We start from the raw sequence: 18,259 nt of genomic DNA, 5'->3' as shown, positions 1-18,259 counted from the left end.
GCCTGCTCAGGACTCCACTTGCCTGAGCAGCTCCAGCGTCCTGCGCATGCCGGCCTCGTTGCCAAGGCTGCGGTAGATGTCCCTGGCCTGGGTCAGGGGCTCGACGGCCGCCCGCGGCCCACCCGAGTCGAGGTGCGTCTCGCCGAGGTAGCGCAGGCTGAGCGCCATCCACCACCGGTCGTCGAGCTCCTCGAAGGCGTGTACGGCCCGGCGCAGCTCACGCTCCGACTCCTCGATCCGGCCCAGCCTGGCCAGCGCCCGCCCGGCCGACAGCGCGGTGCGCGCCACTCCCCAGGAGTCGCCGAGCGCCACCAGGATCTCCTCCGCCCGCCGGACGAAGTCGAGCTCGCGCAGCCCGTTGGACGGGTCGCCGACCTCGCCGGCGGCGCGCAGGCAGCGGGCCTCCTCCCACAGCTCGCCCCGCTGCCGGAACATCTCGGCGGCGCGGTCGAGGCTGAAGCCGGCCTTGGTGAAGCCTTCCAGGGCGGCCCGGTGCTCGCCTTCGCGATGCCGGCCGCGGGCCTGCGCGGCGAGCACCTCGCCGTAGGCACGCAGTGTCTGGGCCTCGGAGTAGCGGTTGCCCGCGTGCTTGAACACCTCAAGGGCGTCTTCGAGCAGCTCCCTGGCCTCCTCGGGCCGCCGCTCGGCCAGCCGCATCTCGGCGAGGTTGCGCTGGGTGCGGGCCATCCACCAGACGTCATCCTCGCCCTTGAACGAGGTGATGGCGCCGATCAGGTAGGACTGCGCGCGGTCGAGGTGGCCGTCGTTGAACAGGGCCATGCCGATCGTCCGCATCGCCCTGGCCGCCCACCACGACTCGCCCAGGTCGACGAAGATCTCCAGCGCCTGCTCGGCGCCCACCCGGCCCTGCTCGTGCCCGCCGAGACCGCCCTGTACGGCAGCGCGGTCGAGCAGCGCGATGCCCAGGGCGCGCCGGTCGCCGGTGCGCCGCGCGGCCTCGCAGCCCGCCTCGGCCACGGCGTGCCAGTCGGTCCAGTAGGCGCGCAGCGAGTGGCACAGCGAGCAGAACGCCCTGGCCAGCCCGGAGGTCAGCTCCCACAGCTCCAGCTGCCTGGCCAGGTTGATCATGGCGAGCAGCGAGAGCCGCTCGGCGTTGAGCCAGTCGCCCGCGTGCGTCTGCCCCTCGATACCGGAGCTGCGCCCGCCGCGGCTCCAGTCCTGCGGCCAGCGGTCCTGGGCCGCCTCCTCCGCGCGGCGGCGGTAGCCGGACAGCACCCGCTCGATCGCGGCCCGGCGCCGGCCCTGGTCGTCCTCCTCGGCCGGCTCGGTGGCGAACAGCCGGACCAGGTCGTGCAGGCGGTAGCGCATGGCGCCGGTCTGGTCGACGCCCGAGCTCTCGGCGAGCTGCGCGTCGATCAGCGCCTCCAGCTGGTCGGCGCCGTCGAGCCCGGAGATGTCGAGCAGTTCGCCCGCCACCCAGCCGGGCACGTCGGGCGAGGTGAGCGCGGACAGCAGGCGCAGCAGGCGACGCTGCATGCCGGTGCAGTCGTCGTAGCTGAGCTGCACGGAGGCGCGCACGCTCTTGTCGACGGTCTGCGCGAGTTCGAGCTGGTCGAGGCGGCGGCGCTCGTCGGCCAGCCGGTCGGCCATCTGGCGCAGCGTCCAGTGTTCGCGGGTGGCCAGCCGGCCGCCGCAGATGTTGATCGCCAGCGGCAGGTAGTCGCAGATCCGGACGATCTCCTTGGCCGAGGCGAGGTCGTCGACCACCCGTTCGCCGCCGGCCAGCCTGGCCAGCAGCTCCACGCCGTGGGCCTCGCTGAACACGCCCAGCTGGGTGTCGTGGGTGCCGTTGAGGAACAGCGGCTGGCGCGAGGAGACCAGCACGGCGCAGCCCGGCTCGGCCGGGATCAGCGGCTTGACCTGGTCGGCGCCGTGCGCGTTGTCGAGACCGATGAGGATCCTGCGGTCCTTGGTCCAGGTCAGCCAGAGCTTGCGCAGCTCGTCGAGACCGCCGGGATCGGTGGTCAGCCGGACGCCCAGCGCGCGCAGGAACCCGATCAGCACCTCCTCCGGGCGCACCGGGGCGTCGACGCCGCCCCGCAGGTCCGCGTAGAGGCGCCCGTCGGGGAACGCGCCGGCGACCTCCTGCCCGAACCTGGCCGTCAGCGCCGACTTGCCGACGCCGCCCCGGCCGTACACGGAGACGACCAGCGGCGGCGAGACATCGCTGGACCTGGACTTGCGCCGCTCGCCGAAGACCGTCCGCAGCTCGGCGAGCGCCTCGACGCGCCCGGTGAAGTGCTCGGGCACGGGCGGCCATTGGTCCGGCGGACGCGAGGACGGCTCGGCCGTGATCTCGCGCTTGGGCCGCGCCTCGGTCGTGGCCCAGGTGGTGAGCCCGACGAGGAGCGCCGCGATCATCGTCACGCCCACCTTCGCGATGGGCGGGATGTCCCAGTCGACGGAAGCGGCCAGAACGCTGGCCGCCGCGGCCGCGATGCCGGCCGAGACCGGCGCCGCCCATGGCATCTTCCTACGCCGCGAACGCGGCTTCTCCGGCAGCTGCCCTGTCAAGGACCACCTCCGGGGCTGATTCAAGCGGATGGGGTACGGCCTGCGCCAGCCGTACCCCGTCCTTAAGCTAAAGGCCGATCACCGGACAGGTGGCCGTCACCGTCTTGGCCGGGTCGCTCTCCGACGTCGCGGTGAGCTTGACCTTGGCGGTCCGGTCACCACCCGAGGCGCGTACGGCGTTGACCGTGACCACCTCCTGCTTGCCGAAGTCGATGGCGGCCAGGGCGTTGGGCAGCTGAGCGGTCCAGCCCTTGCCCTGCACCTCGGCCTTGAGCCGGTAGACGTCGGAGTTGAGGTAGGCGCTGACGTCCTCGGGGTGCTGCCCCTGCGCCGGGGCCGCCTTGCCGGTGTTGAGCAGCGGGAAGTTACAGGTCGACACGCCCTGGCCGGCCGGGATCCCGGTCCCGGGCAGCAGCTTGACGCCGCGCTTCTGCGGGCCCGCGCCGTCGAGCGAGCGGATCGCGACCGTGTACGACAGCGTGCCCTTGCGGTCGCGCTTCAGGTCGGTCACGTAGAAGTGCAGGCGGTTGGCCTGGTCGACGTACTCGTACTGGCTGCCGGAGCCGGTGCCCGCGTGGAAGAGGGCGTCGGACAGCTGGCGGTAGTCGCCGATCGTGATCGGCACCTTGGTCCCGTCGGGCATGACGTAGTCGGTCATCCCGATGTCCTGCGGGTTGGCGTCGATCACCCACTCGAACGGCGAGCGGTCCTGGTTCTTGGTCTTGGCCACGAGCACGCCGGAGTCGGGGGTGAAGGAGTCGGTGCCGACCCGGTCGACGACCTCGACCGTGTAGTTCTCGTAGCCGCCGCCGTCGCAGAGCGGGTTGGTCTGCGTACTGCAGGCCGGGCTCTTGTCGCCGGTGTCGAAGGAGATGTTGACGCCCGACAGGTCGGTCTGGCCCGGCTGCACCTCGCGGGCGATGACCCTGGCCTTGACCAGGCCCGACTCGTCGAGGGCCTCACGTGACAGGCGCAGCACGTTCTGCTCGTCGACCATCTCCAGCTTGATCTTGTTGCGCAGCATGTGCTGGGCGCCCATGGACGCGCCGGAGGTCGGCGGGATCAGCCAGCGGGAGTGCGGGCCGCCTGGACCGTTGAAGCTGCCCCGGCTGAGCATCTCCCAGATGCCGGTGTAGGCGCGGCGGGCCGGAACGCCGTACGGGTTGTTGTAGTTGTCGAGTACGCCCAGGATGTGGCTGAACTCGTGGGCGTACACGGCCATGCCGGAGCTCTCGGCCTGGACGGAGTCGACGCCGATGTTGGCGTTGGGCCAGAAGTTGGAGCCGGCCTGCCAGGAGGTCCAGTCGACGTAGCGGGTCTGGGCCCAGTTCGGCAGGGCGGGGTCGGGCGGACCCCACTCGTCGGTCACGTCCTCCTTGGTAGGAAATTTCATCATCCCGAACTCCTGCCAGGTGGACGACTCGTCCTGGCCGGCGCTCACGTAGAAGATGAAGTCGAACTGCTTGGCCGCCTCTTCGCCGATCGCGCCGATGAACGCGGCGTGACCGTCGGTACGCAGGTTCTTGTTGCACGAGTCGCCCGCCGGGCAGGCGGTGCCGCCCTGGAACTCCATGGCGTACTCGTGGTCCTTGCCCGGCATGGTGTACGGGCCGAAGCCGGTCAGCTCGACGCCGTAACGCCCACCGGAGTCCTCCATCCAGTACTCGTGGATGGTGTGACCCTTGTTGAGGTCGTTCGGGGTGTTGAGGAAGTCCTGGTAGAACTTCGCCACCTGGTCACGCGGGATGTCGTGGGCCTCGGCGCTCGGGTTGCGGTAGATCGTGGAATTCTTGGGCTGGGTGACCACGAACTGCTGGTTCGGATAGTCCAGGAGCACCAGCGCGCCCTTGAAGGTGCGCTTGGAGCCCTTGACGGCCGGGTCGTTCCAGCGGGTGCCCGGCACCTTCTTGTAGTCCGCCCACGTCATGTGGTCGGGGTTCTCCCAGTTCTGCGGGTCGATCGGCGCGATGCCGCCCACCGACCGGCTACGCAGCGACTGGGCGTCCGAGGGCGCGTCCTGTTGCCAGGGCTGGGTCTGCGGCCAGTGGTTCTGCCGCCAGGGGTATTCGGGATCGTCTGTGGGGGGTGCTGCGGAAGCCGGGGTCGCCACAAGGCTCATCGGAATCAGCACGAGGGCCGCCAGCAGACCTTTCAGCAGCTTCTTGGGGGCAATCACGGATCGACGTTATAGACGAAGTTGACGGAGATCACCGATCAGTTGTAGGGAAGACTTGTGGCGTGTCCTCCGACAAATGACGAAATATCCAGGTGACGTGGTGGCGGATCTCCAGCGGACGGTGGACGAGCTGGCCGCTCGTCTTGACAGACCGCTGTTGCTGGAGGACCGCGTGCAACGCGTCGTCGTCTACAGCGAGCAGAACGGCGCGATGGACGACGTCCGCCGCGACTCGATCCTGCGCCGGCACTCCACGCCCGAGGTACGCCAGTGGGTGCGCGCCGCCGGGATCCACGAAGCCGCCGGGCCGTTACGCATCCCGGGCGCGCCGCACCTGGGCCTGCTCCCCCGGGTCTGCGTTCCGGTACGGCACGACGCCGGGCTGCTGGGCTTCCTCTGGTTCATCGACTCCGGCCCGGCCATGTCCGGCGCGCGGGTCGCCGAGGCCGCTGCGGCGGCGCCCGCCCTGGCCCTGACGCTCTACCACGAGAGCCTGGCCACGGGGCTGGCCTCGCACCGGGAGCTGGAGGCGGTCACCGGCCTGCTGCTCGGCGAGCGGGACTCGGCCCGGCAGCTGATCGAGGCCGGCGCCTTCCCGCAGGCCCAGCCGGTGACCGTACTGGTGGCCAGGCCCCTGGCGGACGAGCCGGACGAGGCGCTGCGGCTCGCGCTGGAGCAGGGCCTGCTCGCGCTGCGGCGGCGGCTGAGCGGGCACCACCCGCTGCACCTGGTCCGCTACGACCACGCCGTGCTGCTGACCGCGGGCGGCGCGATGGCGGCCGACGAGCTGCACGCGGCGATGTCGATCCCGGTGGTGGTCGGGATCGGGCGGGCCAGGCCGGCGCTCGCGGAGGCGGCCGGGTCGTACACGGAGGCGCGGCACGCGGCCGAGGTGGCCGCCCGGGTGCCCGATCTCGGCCGGTCGGTGGAGTGGGCCCGGCTCGGCGTCTATCGGATGCTCACCCATCTTCCGCAGCACGAGCTGCATCCGGGGCTGGCGGAGCTGCTCGCCGACGATCAGTATCTGCCGCTGCTGGAGACACTGGAGACGTACCTGGATCTGGCGGGCAGCGCGGTGGCCACGTCGCGGGCGCTGCGCCTGCACCGCACCTCTCTGTACTACCGGCTGCAGCGGCTGGAGGAGCTGGCCCGCACCGACCTGAAGGACGGCGGCGAGCGGCTGGCCCTGCACCTCAGTCTCAAGCTCGCCCGGCTTTCCGGCAGGTACCGGCCCAGGGAGGCGCGGCCCGGCACGTGATTGCATGCCTGGCCCAGCTCACGTTTAATGCCCAGAAGGAACGCCCAGCGGGTAAAGACCACAAGGTCGACTCCAGCGGGTAAATCCAGCAGGTCATCCGACGGGAGGTCCTCTTGCCGTCCGCGAAGCGTGCCGCATCTGGCCGAGCGCCGAGACTCGGCAGGCGCACGCCCGCGCCCATCGTCCTCCACTCCGCCCCGCTGGTGCTGCCGATCGGCGCCGACCCGCTGCGCGGCGCCGCGGTCGCGGTCCGGGGCGAACGGGTCCTCCAGGTGGGGCTCCGGGAGGAGCTGCTCGCCTACTTCCCCGTCACCCGGGAGCAACGCTGGCCGGGCATGATCGTGGCGGGGCTGGTGGACGCCTGCGCCACGGCGGCCGTGCCGCCGCCCGGGGTGACCTCGCGGGCCGGCGTCGCCGCCGACCCGGCCGAGCCGGCCAGGCTGCCCGGCGTCTCCTATGTCGAGGTGTCGTACGAGTCCGAGCAGGTATGGGAGGAGACCGGGCGCGACGCGGTCATCACCGCGATCCGCGAGGTCGATCGGCCGCGTACGGTGGGCATCGCCGCGTACACGCCCGACCCGCAGGTGCTGGAGGACGTGGCGGTGCTGGCCAGGACGTTCGGCCTGCGGCTGCTGGCCGACCTGGACCGCCATTCGCCCGCGACGCTCGACGAGGCGGGCATCCTGGGGCCGCACTGCCACGTGGCCTGCGGCCGGCCGCTGGATCCCGGCGAGCGCAAGCTGCTGCGGCTGCGCAAGAGCGTGATCGCGCTCTGCCCGTCGCCCCCCGACGACCTGCCGGCGCTCCTGGACGAGGGCAACCGCGTCGCCTTCGGCACCCGCGCCCCCGCCGTGGCCGGCCCGGTGGCCGATCTGCTCACCCTGGCCAGGTCCATCAAGCAGTACACCAAGGGGCGCGGGCCGCGGTCCCCGGGACTGGACCGCAGGCTGGTCGAGGCCGCCACGCTGGGCGGGGCACGGGCGCTCGGCATGTCGAGCGGGGCGGGCCGGATCGGCTCACTGGGGCCGGGCAGCCGGGCCGACTTCGCGGTGTTCGACGCCCGCGGCCGGTACCCGTACGCCGCTCTGCTGAGCGGGGCGCCCTGTCTCGCCACGGTCGTCGGCGGCACGGTCGTCGGCAGCTGACCGGTGCCTAACGTGGCTGGCCGTCGACCACCCCGAGCAGCTCCTTGAGCTGGTCGCGCTGGTCCTCGGACAGGACCGCGAACAGGTCCTGACCCGCCTGCCTGCGCGCCTCCCGCGACCGCTCGTGCATCGCGCGGCCCGCCGGCGTGATCACGACCAGCGTGGAGCGCCGGTTGGCCGGGTCGACCTCCCTGCGTACCAGGCCCGCCTGCTCCAGGGTGTCGATGACGGGAGTGACCGAGCGCGGCACGATCCTCAGCTCGTCGGCGAGCTGCACCATCCTGAGCGGCCGGTCGGCGTCGGCGAGCGCGCGCAACGCCCGCGCCTGCCCCGGGTTCACGCCGAGGGGCGCGAGGCGATGCGCGTAACCGTGCCGCAGGCGGCGGCCGACCCGGTGCAGGAGCTCCGACAGCTCCACGTCCTCCATGCCGAACAGCTTAGCCGGAATAAGTATGAGCTAACCTCTGTTTGAGGGAGCATCTGATTAGGAGGCCTACTTGGCCGAGGAACCACGCGCGCCCTTGCGGCGCATCATCAAACTCTTCCGCGCCTACCGGGGCCGGCTGGCCGTCGTCGGCGCCCTCATCCTGCTGTCGTCACTGGTCTCGCTGGCCTCGCCGTTCCTGCTGCGCGAGGTGCTGGACGTGGCGATCCCCTCCCGCGACGCCATGCTGCTCGCGCTGCTCGCCCTGGGCATGATCCTGGTCGCGGTGATCACCAGCGTGTTCGACGTGCTGCAGACGCTGGTGTCCACCACGGTCGGGCAGCGGGTCATGCACGACCTGCGTACCGCCGTCTACGGCCACCTGCAGCGCATGTCGCTGGCCTTCTTCACCCGCACCAAGACCGGCGAGGTCCAGTCGCGCATCGCCAACGACATCGGCGGCATGCAGTCGGTGGTCACCTCGACCGCCACCTCGCTCATCTCGAACCTGACCACCGTGATCGCCACGGTCGTCGCCATGCTGGCGCTCGACTGGCGGCTGACCGTGATCTCGCTCCTGCTGCTGCCGGTGTTCGTGGGGATCAGCCGCAAGGTCGGCCAGGAGCGCCGCCGCATCACCACCGAACGGCAGCGGAAGCTGGCCGTGATCTCGTCGATGGTTCAGGAGTCGCTGTCGATCAGCGGCATCCTGCTCGGCCGTACGATGGGCCGCTCGCCCGCGCTCACCGAACGCTTCGCCGACGCCTCCGACGAGCTGGCCGAGCTGGGCGTGCGGTCCAGCATGGCGGGACGCTGGCGGCAGTCGTCGATCCAGATCGTCATGGCCGCGATGCCCGCGCTGGTCTACTGGGCGGTCGGCTACACCGGCGTGATCTCCGTCGGCACGCTGGTGGCGTTCACGACGTTGCAGGTCAGCCTGTTCAGGCCGGCGGTGTCGCTGCTGCGGCTCGGCGTCGAGGTGCAGAGCTCGCTCGCGCTGTTCGGCCGCATCTTCGAGTACCTGGACCTGTCGGTCGACATCCACCCGGGCACGCGTACGCTGAGCGACGTCCGCGGTGAGGTCCGCTACGAGCGGGTCGACTTCTCCTACGACTCCCACGACTCCCACGACGAGGAGCCCACGCTCGCCGACGTGGACATCACCGTGCCGCCGGGCACCAGCCTGGCCGTCGTCGGCGAGACCGGCTCGGGCAAGACGACGCTCAGCTACCTGCTGCCCCGGCTCTACGACGTGACCGGCGGCCGGGTGACGATCGACGGGGTGGACGTCCGCGATCTCACCTTCGAGACGCTGGCCAAGACGGTCGGCGTGGTCTCTCAGGAGACGTACCTGTTCCACGCCACGATCGCCGAGAACCTGCGTTTCGCCCGGCCGTCGGCCACGGACGAGGAGCTGGCGGAGGCGGCCAGGGCGGCGCGCATCCACGACCACATCGCCTCGCTGCCCGACGGCTACGAGACGCTGGTGGGCGAGCGCGGCTACCGGTTCTCCGGGGGCGAGAAGCAGCGGCTGGCCATCGCCCGCACCCTGCTGCGCAACCCGCCGGTGCTCGTGCTCGACGAGGCGACCAGCGCCCTCGACACGCAGACGGAGCGGGCCGTACAGGAGGCGCTGGACACGCTCGCCGCGGGCCGTACCACGATCATGATCGCGCATCGCCTCTCCACGGTCCGTGACGCGGACCAGATCGTCGTCCTGGACCGCGGCCGGGTCGTCGAGCGCGGCACGCACGACACGCTGATGTCGCTGGAGGGCCACTACGCGGCCCTGGTGGACCGGGACCGCCCGCTCGAACCGGTCTGACCGGCCCGTGAACCGCCGGCGTCCGTCTCTGGAGAACGCCTGACGGCACGCCGTAATCTCGGACAGGTGCAAACCACCAGATACGCCCCCAACGGCATGGTGTCCAGCGTTGACCACCTCGCCTCCTCCGCCGGAGTGGCGGCACTGGAGCGCGGCGGGTCGGCCGCCGACGCGGCCATCACCGCCAACGCCGTCCTGGCCGTCACGGCACCGCACATGTGCGGCCTCGGCGGGGACCTGTTCGCCCTGATCCACGATGGTTCGGGACCGGTCAACCCCGGACAGCCGGGCGCGCTCTCGGTCCGCCCCGGGCAGGCGGGCGCGGTGAGCGCGCTCAACGCGTCCGGGAGGGCCGGCTCGGGCGCCGACCCCGATCGGCTGCGCGCCGAGGGGCACCGGGGCATGCCGCACCGGCACGACATCCGCTCCGTGCCGGTGCCCGGCTGCGTGGACGGCTGGCTCGCGCTGCACGCCAGGCACGGCCGTCTCCCCCTCGCCGACCTGCTCGAACCGGCGATCCGCCTGGCCCGCGACGGCTTCCCCGCCTCCCCGCTGATGCTCGCGGGCGCGCGCGTGGCGTCCCAGAGCCCCGGCGGTGGCGACTTCGCGGCCGTACGCACGGCGGGCGACCGCGTGTCGCGACCCGGCGTCGCCCGCACGCTCGAGGCCATCGCCGCGTCGGGACGCGAGGGCTTCTACGGCGGCGAGTTCGGCGCGGGCCTGCTCGAAATGGGCGGCGGCGAGTACGCGGAGTCCGATCTGGCCGGCCCGCTCGCCGACTGGGTCGAACCGCTGAAGGTGCGCGCCTTCGGTCACGACGTCTGGTCGATGCCGCCGAACTCCCAGGGCTACCTCCTGCTGACGTCGCTCGGCATCATCGAAGGGCTGAGCCTGCCGGTCTCACCGGGCCACGCCGCCTGGGCCCACCTGCTGGCCGAGGCCGCGCGCATCGCCGGGCACGACCGTCTCGACGTACTCCATGAGAGCGCGAAGGACCTGCTCACCTCCGGCGAGATCGCCCGGCGCCGCTCGCTGATCGACCCGGCGGCACGGCTGAACGTGCGGACCCCGAGCGCTGACGGCGACACGACCTATCTGTGCGCGGTGGACGGCGACGGCATGGGTGTGTCCTTGATCCAGTCGAACGCCGCCGGGTTCGGCAGCCTGCTGTTCGAGCCACGTACCGGGATCAACCTCCACAACCGCGGCATCGGCTTCTCGCTCACCCCCGGCCATCCCGCCGAGTACGCCCCCGGCCGCCGCCCGCCCCACACCCTCGCGCCCGCGTTGATCACCCGCCCGGACGGCTCGCTCCGCTCGGTCGTGGGGACGATGGGCGGCGACGCGCAGCCGCAGATCCTGCTGCAGGTCATCACCCGGCTGCTCAAGTACGGGGAGACGCCCGGTCAGGCCGTCTCGGCGCCCAGGTGGCGGCTGAGCCCCGGCGACACCGGCTTCGACACCTGGGCCGCCCCGGCCGACCCGGTCATCGACCTGGAGGAGGGCGCCACCTGGGCGGACGGCCTGTCGGCGCTCGGACATGAGGTGTCCGCCCGGCCGTACGGGAGCCTGTTCGGGCACGCGCACGTCATCGACGTGCGCCCGGACGGGATGCTGGCCGGGGCGGCCGACCCGCGCTCGCTCATCGGCGCCGCGCTCGGCCGGTAACGGTATTACCAGGGGCAGGGTTCGGGGCGTGGCGCTGGGTAGGAGAGCGCGTATGACCGAACAACCTCCGGACAGGTACGGCTTGAGTGACGAGCAGAAGATCGAGGTCGACGAGTGGACCGACGACCTCGGCCTCAATCACGACATAGAAGAGGACGACCCCGCGCACGAGGACACGCTCGACGAGCGACTGCGGCGCGAGGCGCCCGACCGGGAGCGCGCCCCCCGCCCCTCGCACCGGCTCACTCAGCCCGACGAGGGACTGGCCCCCGACACGGAGAGCGAGGAGTGGGGCGAGGATTGGGGCCAGGACGACGGCGACCTCTCCGCCGAGGAACGCGCGGTCCGCGTCGACCCCGACGACGAACTGAGGTGAGCCGCTTCAGCGCGGCTCAGGCCAGCCGCTCCAGCGCGGGCAGCAGGGCGGGCAGGTCGTCGACGATCATGTCGGCGGCCCGCGCCTGCGGCCGTTCGGCGTGCAGATATCCCCAGGGACCCCGGCGCAGCAGCGCCGTGCGCATGCCCGCCCGAGAAGCGGGGAGCACGTCGTTGTCCAGCCGGTCGCCCACATAGAGGATCTCGGCGGGCTCCCGCCCGGCGATGGCCGCCACCTTGGCGAAGAACTCGGGCGCGGGCTTGGACACCCCCCAGCCCTCAGAGGTGTGCACCGAGTCGACGGGTAGGTCCATGGCGACCAGCGCGTCATAGGCCCTGGCCGGCTGGTTGCCCGCGACGATCACCTGGTATCCCGCCTCACGCAGGGCCTTGAAGGCCTCGCGGACATCGGGATAGAGGTCGTCGGCGTCGAAGTGGTTGCGCAGGCCGTGGGGTTCGTCCCGCTCCCAGGCCGCCATCTCGGCCTCAAGGTCGAAGCCGGGCCGTACGAGCTGGAACGCCTCGCTGTGGGAGCGGTCGAGCGCGGCCATTCCGCCGAGCGCGCCCATCAGCACAAAACTGCTCACGCCGAGCCGGTCAGCCCAGCGGGACCAGATGCGGGTCTCGTCGATGAGCGTCTCACCGACGTCGAACACCACTGCCTTGATCATCAAACCTCCTGGATAGTCCCCCCAACTGTACGGATTCCTCATCGATCTCCGGCAAGGGGACATGTCATCCGTAAACGGGCGACACCAAGAGAGCACCGGGCGCCGACGTGCCTATCAGGGACATCTCGGGACTGAGGGCTTGAGCTTCCTGGGTTTTGGAGTGTGTTCGACTCGGGCACGTGGAATACTTAGCGTGCCCGTTCGAATACGAAGGGACAGATTCACATGGTCGCCATGGCTATTCGGGACGACGAAGTCACCGAGCAGGAGCAGATCAGCAACAACCTTCTGCCGTCTACCGCCCGACAGTTGTTCGATGCCCTCCCCGAACTACCCGGTCTCCGGGCAGAAGTCATCGAAGGGAACTTGATCGTGAGCCCAGTAGGCAGCCCCGAGCACAGCTGGATCGGCTCCGACCTCTTTGTGGCCCTCTTGCCGCTCAGAGATGAACGCGGCTGGCGAGCTTCTTTGGGCACCCTGAACATCTGCATCGACGGTTCACGGGACTCCCTTGTGCCGGACTACGTGCTGGCACCCGCTGATTGCCCGCGCTGGGGCACCTACGAGCTGCAGTCTCAGCATCTCTTCCTGGTGGCGGAAATCGTCTCGCCGAGCAGCGTTCATCGAGATCATCATGAGAAGCCGCAGATCTATGCGCAAGGCGGAGTGCCGGTCTACCTGTTGATCGATCCGATCGCCGCTCAACCAGCCGCCACTGTGTTCAGCGAGATCAAAGACGGCGTCTACCAGCAAGCGGCCAGAACAGTCATGGGGGCTCCACTGCACCTGCCCGCTCCGATCGACTTCGAGCTCGACACCTCCATCTTCAAGGCGTGAGCCCGTTCGAATACGAAGGGACAGATTCACATGGTCGCCATGACAATACGTCACGAAGAGACTACCGAGCAGCAGGAGGAGCAGGAGCGAGAGCAGACCGGCAACGGCCGGGGATTCCGCACCGCTCGAGAGCTGTTCGATGCCCTCCCCGAACTCCCCGGCTTCCGAGCCGAAGTCATCGAAGGAAACCTGATCGTGAGCCCAGTCGGCACCCCCGAGCACGCCGATCATGCCGTAGCTCTCCTCCTGGCACTCGTGCCCGTCATGAACGAACATGGCTGGCGGGGACGGCCCGGCAGCGTGGATGTGTGCATCGAGGGGCCACGAGACCCGGTCGCACCTGACTTCGTCCTGGCCCCAGCCGATTGCCCCCGCTGGGGCGAACGCGAGCTGCTGTCCTCAGGCCTGATCATGGTCGCCGAGGTCGTCTCCACCAGCAGCGCCCGAAGAGACCGAGAAGACAAGCCCCCGCTCTACGCGACCGGCGGCGTGCCGATCTACCTGCTGATCGACACCATCGCCAAACCGCCGTCCGTCACCGTCTACAGCGACATCAGGGACGGCGCCTACCGCACGACCACCACCGTCGAGGTCGGCACGCCACTTCTCCTCCCCCACCCCATCGACGTCAAGCTCGACACCACCATCTTCACTGCCTAAGTCGCTCCAGACGGAGGGACGAACTCAACGGTGACCATCTCTCGCAAGCCACACGCGAAATGTCACTGGACCGGTGATCAGCGCATGCCCGCGACCGCGCGGGAGATGTTCGATGCTCTGCCGCCCCTGTCCGGCTTCCGGGCCGAGGTCATCGACGGGAACCTGGTCTTGACTCGCGTTGGGACTCCCGAGCACGCCGACTGCGCGATGGCGCTCTTCCGGGCACTCATACCTGTCCTGGACGAGCATGGTTGGGAAGGATTTACCGGCAACGTCGACGTGTGCATCGAGGGGCCACAAGATCCCGTTGAGCCCGACTTCGTCCTGGCTTCCATCGATTGCCCCCGCTGGGGCGAACGCGAGCTGCTGTCCTCAGGCCTGATCATGGTCGCCGAGGTCGTCTCCACCAGCAGCGCCCGAAGAGACCGAGAAGACAAGCCCCCGCTCTACGCGACCGGCGGCGTGCCGATCTACCTGCTGATCGACACCATCGCCGAACCGCCGTCCGTCACCGTCTACAGCGACATCAGGGACGGCGTCTATCGGACCACGGCCACCGTGCCCGTCGGGACCCCGCTCCGGCTGCCCGCCCCGATCGACGTCGAGCTCGACACCTCCATCTTCAAGGCGTGAGCCTCAGGGCGTGAGCTTCTCCATCGCCTTGGCGATGCGCTTCTCCGACACCGGCGTGGGCGTGCCCAGTGTCTGGGCGAAGAAGCTGACCCTGAGCTCCTCGATCATCCAGCGGATCTCCAGCACGTCCGGATCCGAGCGTCGCGCCGGGTGGAGCCGGGCCAGTAGGTCCTCGTAGGCGTCCTCCACCTTGTGCACCCGGTCCATCCACTCCTCGTCCCGCCACGGCTCCTCGGGGAGCTTGGTCAGGCGGCGTTCGATGGCTCGGATGTAGCGGAGTATGTCGGGTAGGCGGCGATAGCCCGTCGCGGTGATGAAGCCCGCGAAGACGAGTTTGCCCAGTTGGTCGCGGACGTCCGAGGTGGAGGCGCTCTGCCGCAGGGCGTCCAGGCGGGTGCCGATCGCGTGCCACACGGTCAAGATCTGCTCTGTGCGCCCCAGCACGTCGGCCGAGGTCTCGTACACGTGCGCGCGTACGTGCTGATAGAGGCGGTCGAACGAGACCGGGTCCCAGGCGGGGCCGCCCAGGTCGAGCATGAGCTTGTCGATCGCCGCATTGACCACGTCGTCGAAGAGCGCCACCGCGCCCCCGTGCGGGCTGCGTGACAGGGCCAGCTTGGCCTGGTTGGACAGGCCGCCCAGCAGGGACTTGGCCGGGTTGGTGACGTTCAGCAGGAGCAGGCGGCGGGTGCCGGGCCAATGGGAGCGGCGCTGCTCAGCCTCCGTCTCGAAGATCTTGATCGACACGGAGTCGCCGTCGTCCACCAGCGCCGGGTAGCCCTTCATGCGGCCCTGCTCGAAGACCTTGGGCAGGGTGCCGAAGCTCCAGGTGTGCAGGCCCGACTGTTCCAGGTCGTCGGCGGCGGCCGAGAGCGTCTTGCGCAGGCGCGGCGCCAGGCGCCGCTTGAGGGCGTCGAGGTCTTTATCCTCGGCGATCGTGCGCTTGCGCTCGTCGATCACCCGGTAGGTGATGCGCAGGTGGTCGGGGACCTGGTCGAGCTGCCAGGCGTCGTGCGGCACGCGGACGCCGGTCAGCCGCAGCAACTCCCGCTCCACGGCCTCCAGCAGGGGTTCGCCGCCCTGGCGTACACCTTCGAGCACCTGCTTGGCGTAGTTGGGGGCGGGCACGAAGTTGCGGCGCAGGTGCTTGGGCAGCGACCTGATCAGGGCGGTGATCAGCTCGTCGCGCAGGCCGGGGATCTGCCAGTCGAACCCGTCGGAGCTGACCTGGTTGAGCACCTGCAGCGGCACGTGGACCGTGACGCCGTCGGCGTCGGCGCCGGGCTCGAACTGGTAGGTCAGCTTCATCCGCTGGCCGAGCTGCCGCCAGGCGTCGGGGTAGTCGTGGGCGCTGACGTCGGCGCCCTCGTTGACCAGCATCTCGGGCGAGTAGGTCAGCAGGTCGGGCTCGGTGGTCCTGACCTTCTTCCACCAGGAGTCGAAGTGGCGCGCGGACACGACGTCGGCGGGGACGCGCTGGTCGTAGAAGTCGAACAGGGCCTCGTCATCGACCATGATGTCGCGCCGGCGGGCCCGGTTCTCCAGCTCCTCGACCTCTTCGAGCAGCTTCCGGTTGTCCTGGAGGAAGCGGTGGTGGCTGTCCCAGTCGCCTTCGACGAGCGCGTGCCTGATGAACAGCTCGCGTGACAGGTCGGGGTCGATGCGGCCGTAGTTGACCTTCCGCCCGGCCACCAGCGGCACCCCGTAGAGGGTGACCTTCTCCAGCGCGATCACCGCGCCCTGGTTCTTCTCCCAGTGCGGCTCAGAATAGGTGCGTTTGACCAGGTGCTGGGCGAGCGGCTCGACCCAGTCGGGTTCGATCTTGGCGTTGACCCTGGCCCACAGGCGGGAGGTCTCGACGAGTTCGGCCGACATCACCCACTGGGGCTGCTTCTTGGCCAGCGCGGAGCCGGGGAAGATGGCGAAGCGGGCGTTGCGGGCGCCGATGTACTCCTGGATCGGGCGGCGCCCGTCGGGGGCCCGCTTCTCCATGACGTCCTTGACGCCGATGTGCGACAGGAGGCCCACCAGCAGCGCGGCGTGCACCTGCTGCGGGTCGGCCTGCTGGCTGCCCGGCTGGGCGCCGAGGGACTGGCGGATCTGGCTGTAGATGTCCTGCCACTCGCGTACGCGCAGGTAGTTGAGGAACTCCGACTTGCACAGGCGGCGGAAGGCGCTGGAGGACAGCTCCCGCTGTTTGTCGCGCAGGTGGTTCCACAGGTTGAGGTAGGACAGGAAGTCGGACTCCGGGTCGGCGAAGCGGCGGTGCTTCTCGTCGGCCTGCTGCTGCTTGTCGACGGGTCGCTCGCGCGGGTCCTGGATCGACAGCGCGGCGGCGATGACCATGACCTCGCGCAGGCAGCCGTTCTTCTCGGCCTCCAGGACCATCCGGCCCAGGCGCGGGTCGACGGGCAGCCCGGCCAGCTTGCGCCCGATGCCGGTGATGCCGCCCTGGCCGTCGAAGGCGCCCAGCTCGTGCAGCAGGCTCACGCCGTCGCGTACCTGGCGGCGGTCGGGCGGCTCGACGAACGGGAACGCCTCGATGTCGCCCAGCCCGATCGAGGTCATCTGCAGGATGACCGAGGCGAGGTTGGTGCGCAGGATCTCCGGGTCGGTGAACTCCGGCCGCTTGAGGAAGTCCTCCTCCTCGTAGAGCCGGATGCAGACGCCGTCGGAGGTACGGCCCGAGCGGCCCTTGCGCTGGTTGGCGCTGGCCTGCGAGATGGCCTCGATCGGCAGGCGCTGCACCTTAGTGCGATGGCTGTAGCGGGAGATGCGCGCGTAACCCGGGTCGACGACGTATTTGATGCCCGGGACGGTCAGTGACGTCTCGGCCACGTTGGTGGCCAGCACGATGCGGCGGCCCGTGTGGCGCTGGAACACGCGGTGCTGCTCGGCGGCGCTGAGCCGGGCGTAGAGCGGCAGCACCTCGGTGTTGCGGAAGTCGGCCTTGTCGAGCGCGTCGGCGGCGTCGCGGATCTCCCGCTCGCCCGACAGGAACACCAGGATGTCGCCGGGACCCTCGGTGACCAGCTCGCGGCAGGCGTCGACGATGCCCTGCGTCTGGTCGTCGTCCTCGTCGAGCGGACGGTAGCGCACCTCGACGGGGTAGGTGCGGCCCGAGACCTCGACGATCGGAGCGTCGTCGAAATGGCGGGAGAACCGCTCCGGGTCGATCGTGGCGCTGGTGATGATCAGCTTGAGGTCGGGGCGCTTGGGCAGGAGCTGCTTGAGGTAGCCGAGGATGAAGTCGATGTTGAGGCTGCGCTCGTGCGCCTCGTCGATGATCAGCGTGTCGTACTGCTCCAGCAGCCGGTCGTTCTGCAACTCGGCCAGCAGGATGCCGTCGGTCATCAGCTTGACCAGGGTGCGGTCGCTGGCCTGGTCGGTGAAGCGCACCTTGTAGCCGACCGCCTGGCCCAGCTCGGTGCCCAGCTCTTCGGCGATGCGCTCGGCCACCGTACGGGCGGCGATGCGGCGCGGCTGGGTGTGGCCGACCAGGCCCCTGACACCGCGGCCCAGCTCCAGGCAGATCTTGGGGATCTGGGTGGTCTTACCGGATCCGGTCTCCCCGGCGATGATCACGACCTGGTGGTCGCGGATGGCCGCGAGGATGTCGTCCTTGCGCTGGGATACGGGGAGATTTTCCGGATAGCTCACTACTGGTACGGCTTCGCGACGCCGGGCGAGGCGTCGCTCGGCGCGTTCCACGTCGGCGAGGATCTCCGCGGTGATCTTGTCCCGGGCCTCGCGGGAGCGTACCCGGCGCACGCCGTCGAGCCTGCGCCGCAGTCGCCGCTGGTCGCGCGGCATCAACTCGGGCAGGCGGGACTGGAGCTCGGTGAGTGGAGAGGACAACGCAGAGGTTCCCATACTGCTATCAGGATATTTGAGCTCCGCGTCCCCGGAGCCAACCCACCATGCTGCCCGACGGCGCCGGTGTCCGCATCCGAATATCCGCTCGACCGTGATCGCCCAGGTGGGCCCGCACTCTCCGGTCAACCGTGATCGCCCAAGACGGGCCCACTCTCCCCAGAGTTGTCGTCTTGGAC

At 70.0% G+C, this 18,259-nt stretch carries 13 protein-coding genes; 8 read left to right on the top strand and 5 right to left on the bottom strand.

Going from position 1 to position 18,259, the window contains the following annotated elements; genetic code table 11:
• Positions 1 to 6 precede the first annotated feature (6 nt).
• Positions 7 to 2,535, bottom strand: coding sequence for a tetratricopeptide repeat protein (locus AB0B61_RS28605; RefSeq protein ID WP_358437958.1), 2,529 nt, complete (start codon positions 2,533 to 2,535; stop codon positions 7 to 9).
• A 67-nt stretch (positions 2,536 to 2,602) separates the two neighbouring features.
• Positions 2,603 to 4,711 carry a M6 family metalloprotease domain-containing protein gene (locus tag AB0B61_RS28600; RefSeq protein WP_358437955.1) on the bottom strand — a complete coding sequence of 703 codons (2,109 nt, stop codon included), beginning with the start codon at positions 4,709 to 4,711 and terminating at the stop codon, positions 2,603 to 2,605.
• A 76-nt stretch (positions 4,712 to 4,787) separates the two neighbouring features.
• Between AB0B61_RS28600 and AB0B61_RS28595 the strand changes: the two genes are divergently transcribed.
• Positions 4,788 to 5,969: a helix-turn-helix domain-containing protein gene (locus AB0B61_RS28595; protein ID WP_358437953.1), complete on the top strand. Its 1,182-nt coding sequence runs from the start codon at positions 4,788 to 4,790 to the stop codon at positions 5,967 to 5,969.
• A gap of 113 nt (positions 5,970 to 6,082) precedes the next feature.
• Positions 6,083 to 7,114 (top strand): amidohydrolase family protein, encoded by a 1,032-nt coding sequence (locus AB0B61_RS28590; RefSeq protein WP_358437951.1) that lies wholly within the window; start codon positions 6,083 to 6,085, stop codon positions 7,112 to 7,114.
• A gap of 7 nt (positions 7,115 to 7,121) precedes the next feature.
• On the opposite strand, the gene AB0B61_RS28585 is transcribed toward AB0B61_RS28590, so the two are convergent.
• Positions 7,122 to 7,541 (bottom strand): MarR family transcriptional regulator, encoded by a 420-nt coding sequence (locus AB0B61_RS28585; RefSeq protein WP_358437948.1) that lies wholly within the window; start codon positions 7,539 to 7,541, stop codon positions 7,122 to 7,124.
• Between the two features lie 70 nt (positions 7,542 to 7,611).
• On the opposite strand from AB0B61_RS28585, the gene AB0B61_RS28580 reads away from it, so the two are divergent.
• The 3 genes from AB0B61_RS28580 (at position 7,612) to AB0B61_RS28570 (ending at position 11,407) form a co-directional block, all read left to right on the top strand.
• The gene (locus AB0B61_RS28580; RefSeq protein WP_358437945.1) at positions 7,612 to 9,363 is read left to right on the top strand and encodes an ABC transporter ATP-binding protein; all 1,752 of its coding nucleotides are present in this window, start codon (positions 7,612 to 7,614) and stop codon (positions 9,361 to 9,363) included.
• A gap of 66 nt (positions 9,364 to 9,429) precedes the next feature.
• Positions 9,430 to 11,031: a gamma-glutamyltransferase gene (locus AB0B61_RS28575; RefSeq protein ID WP_358437943.1), complete on the top strand. Its 1,602-nt coding sequence runs from the start codon at positions 9,430 to 9,432 to the stop codon at positions 11,029 to 11,031.
• A 52-nt stretch (positions 11,032 to 11,083) separates the two neighbouring features.
• On the top strand, positions 11,084 to 11,407 hold the full coding sequence (locus tag AB0B61_RS28570; protein WP_358437940.1) for a DUF5709 domain-containing protein: 324 nt from the start codon (positions 11,084 to 11,086) through the stop codon (positions 11,405 to 11,407).
• Between the two features lie 16 nt (positions 11,408 to 11,423).
• Here AB0B61_RS28570 and AB0B61_RS28565 read toward each other — a convergent pair whose 3' ends face one another.
• Complete coding sequence (locus tag AB0B61_RS28565) at positions 11,424 to 12,077, bottom strand: HAD family hydrolase (RefSeq protein WP_358437938.1); 654 nt, start codon at positions 12,075 to 12,077, stop codon at positions 11,424 to 11,426.
• Positions 12,078 to 12,302: 225 nt separating this feature from the next.
• Between AB0B61_RS28565 and AB0B61_RS28560 the strand changes: the two genes are divergently transcribed.
• From AB0B61_RS28560 to AB0B61_RS28550, 3 genes are all read left to right on the top strand, one after another.
• Positions 12,303 to 12,914, top strand: a complete 612-nt coding sequence (locus tag AB0B61_RS28560) for a Uma2 family endonuclease (RefSeq protein ID WP_358437935.1) — start codon at positions 12,303 to 12,305, stop codon at positions 12,912 to 12,914.
• Between the two features lie 39 nt (positions 12,915 to 12,953).
• Entirely contained in the window at positions 12,954 to 13,574 is a 621-nt protein-coding gene (locus AB0B61_RS28555; protein WP_358437933.1) for a Uma2 family endonuclease, read from the top strand.
• 84 nt (positions 13,575 to 13,658) lie between these two features.
• Positions 13,659 to 14,207: a Uma2 family endonuclease gene (locus tag AB0B61_RS28550; protein ID WP_358437930.1), complete on the top strand. Its 549-nt coding sequence runs from the start codon at positions 13,659 to 13,661 to the stop codon at positions 14,205 to 14,207.
• A 3-nt stretch (positions 14,208 to 14,210) separates the two neighbouring features.
• On the opposite strand, the gene hrpA is transcribed toward AB0B61_RS28550, so the two are convergent.
• Complete coding sequence (gene hrpA, locus AB0B61_RS28545) at positions 14,211 to 18,080, bottom strand: ATP-dependent RNA helicase HrpA (RefSeq protein ID WP_358437927.1); 3,870 nt, start codon at positions 18,078 to 18,080, stop codon at positions 14,211 to 14,213.
• Between the last annotated feature and the right edge of the window lie 179 nt (positions 18,081 to 18,259).

Source organism: Nonomuraea sp. NPDC049158 (assembly GCF_040648335.1).
Classification (GTDB): domain Bacteria; phylum Actinomycetota; class Actinomycetes; order Streptosporangiales; family Streptosporangiaceae; genus Nonomuraea.
The sequence above is the reverse complement of the archived record's forward strand: the minus strand, read 5'-3'. Positions and strand labels throughout refer to the sequence as shown.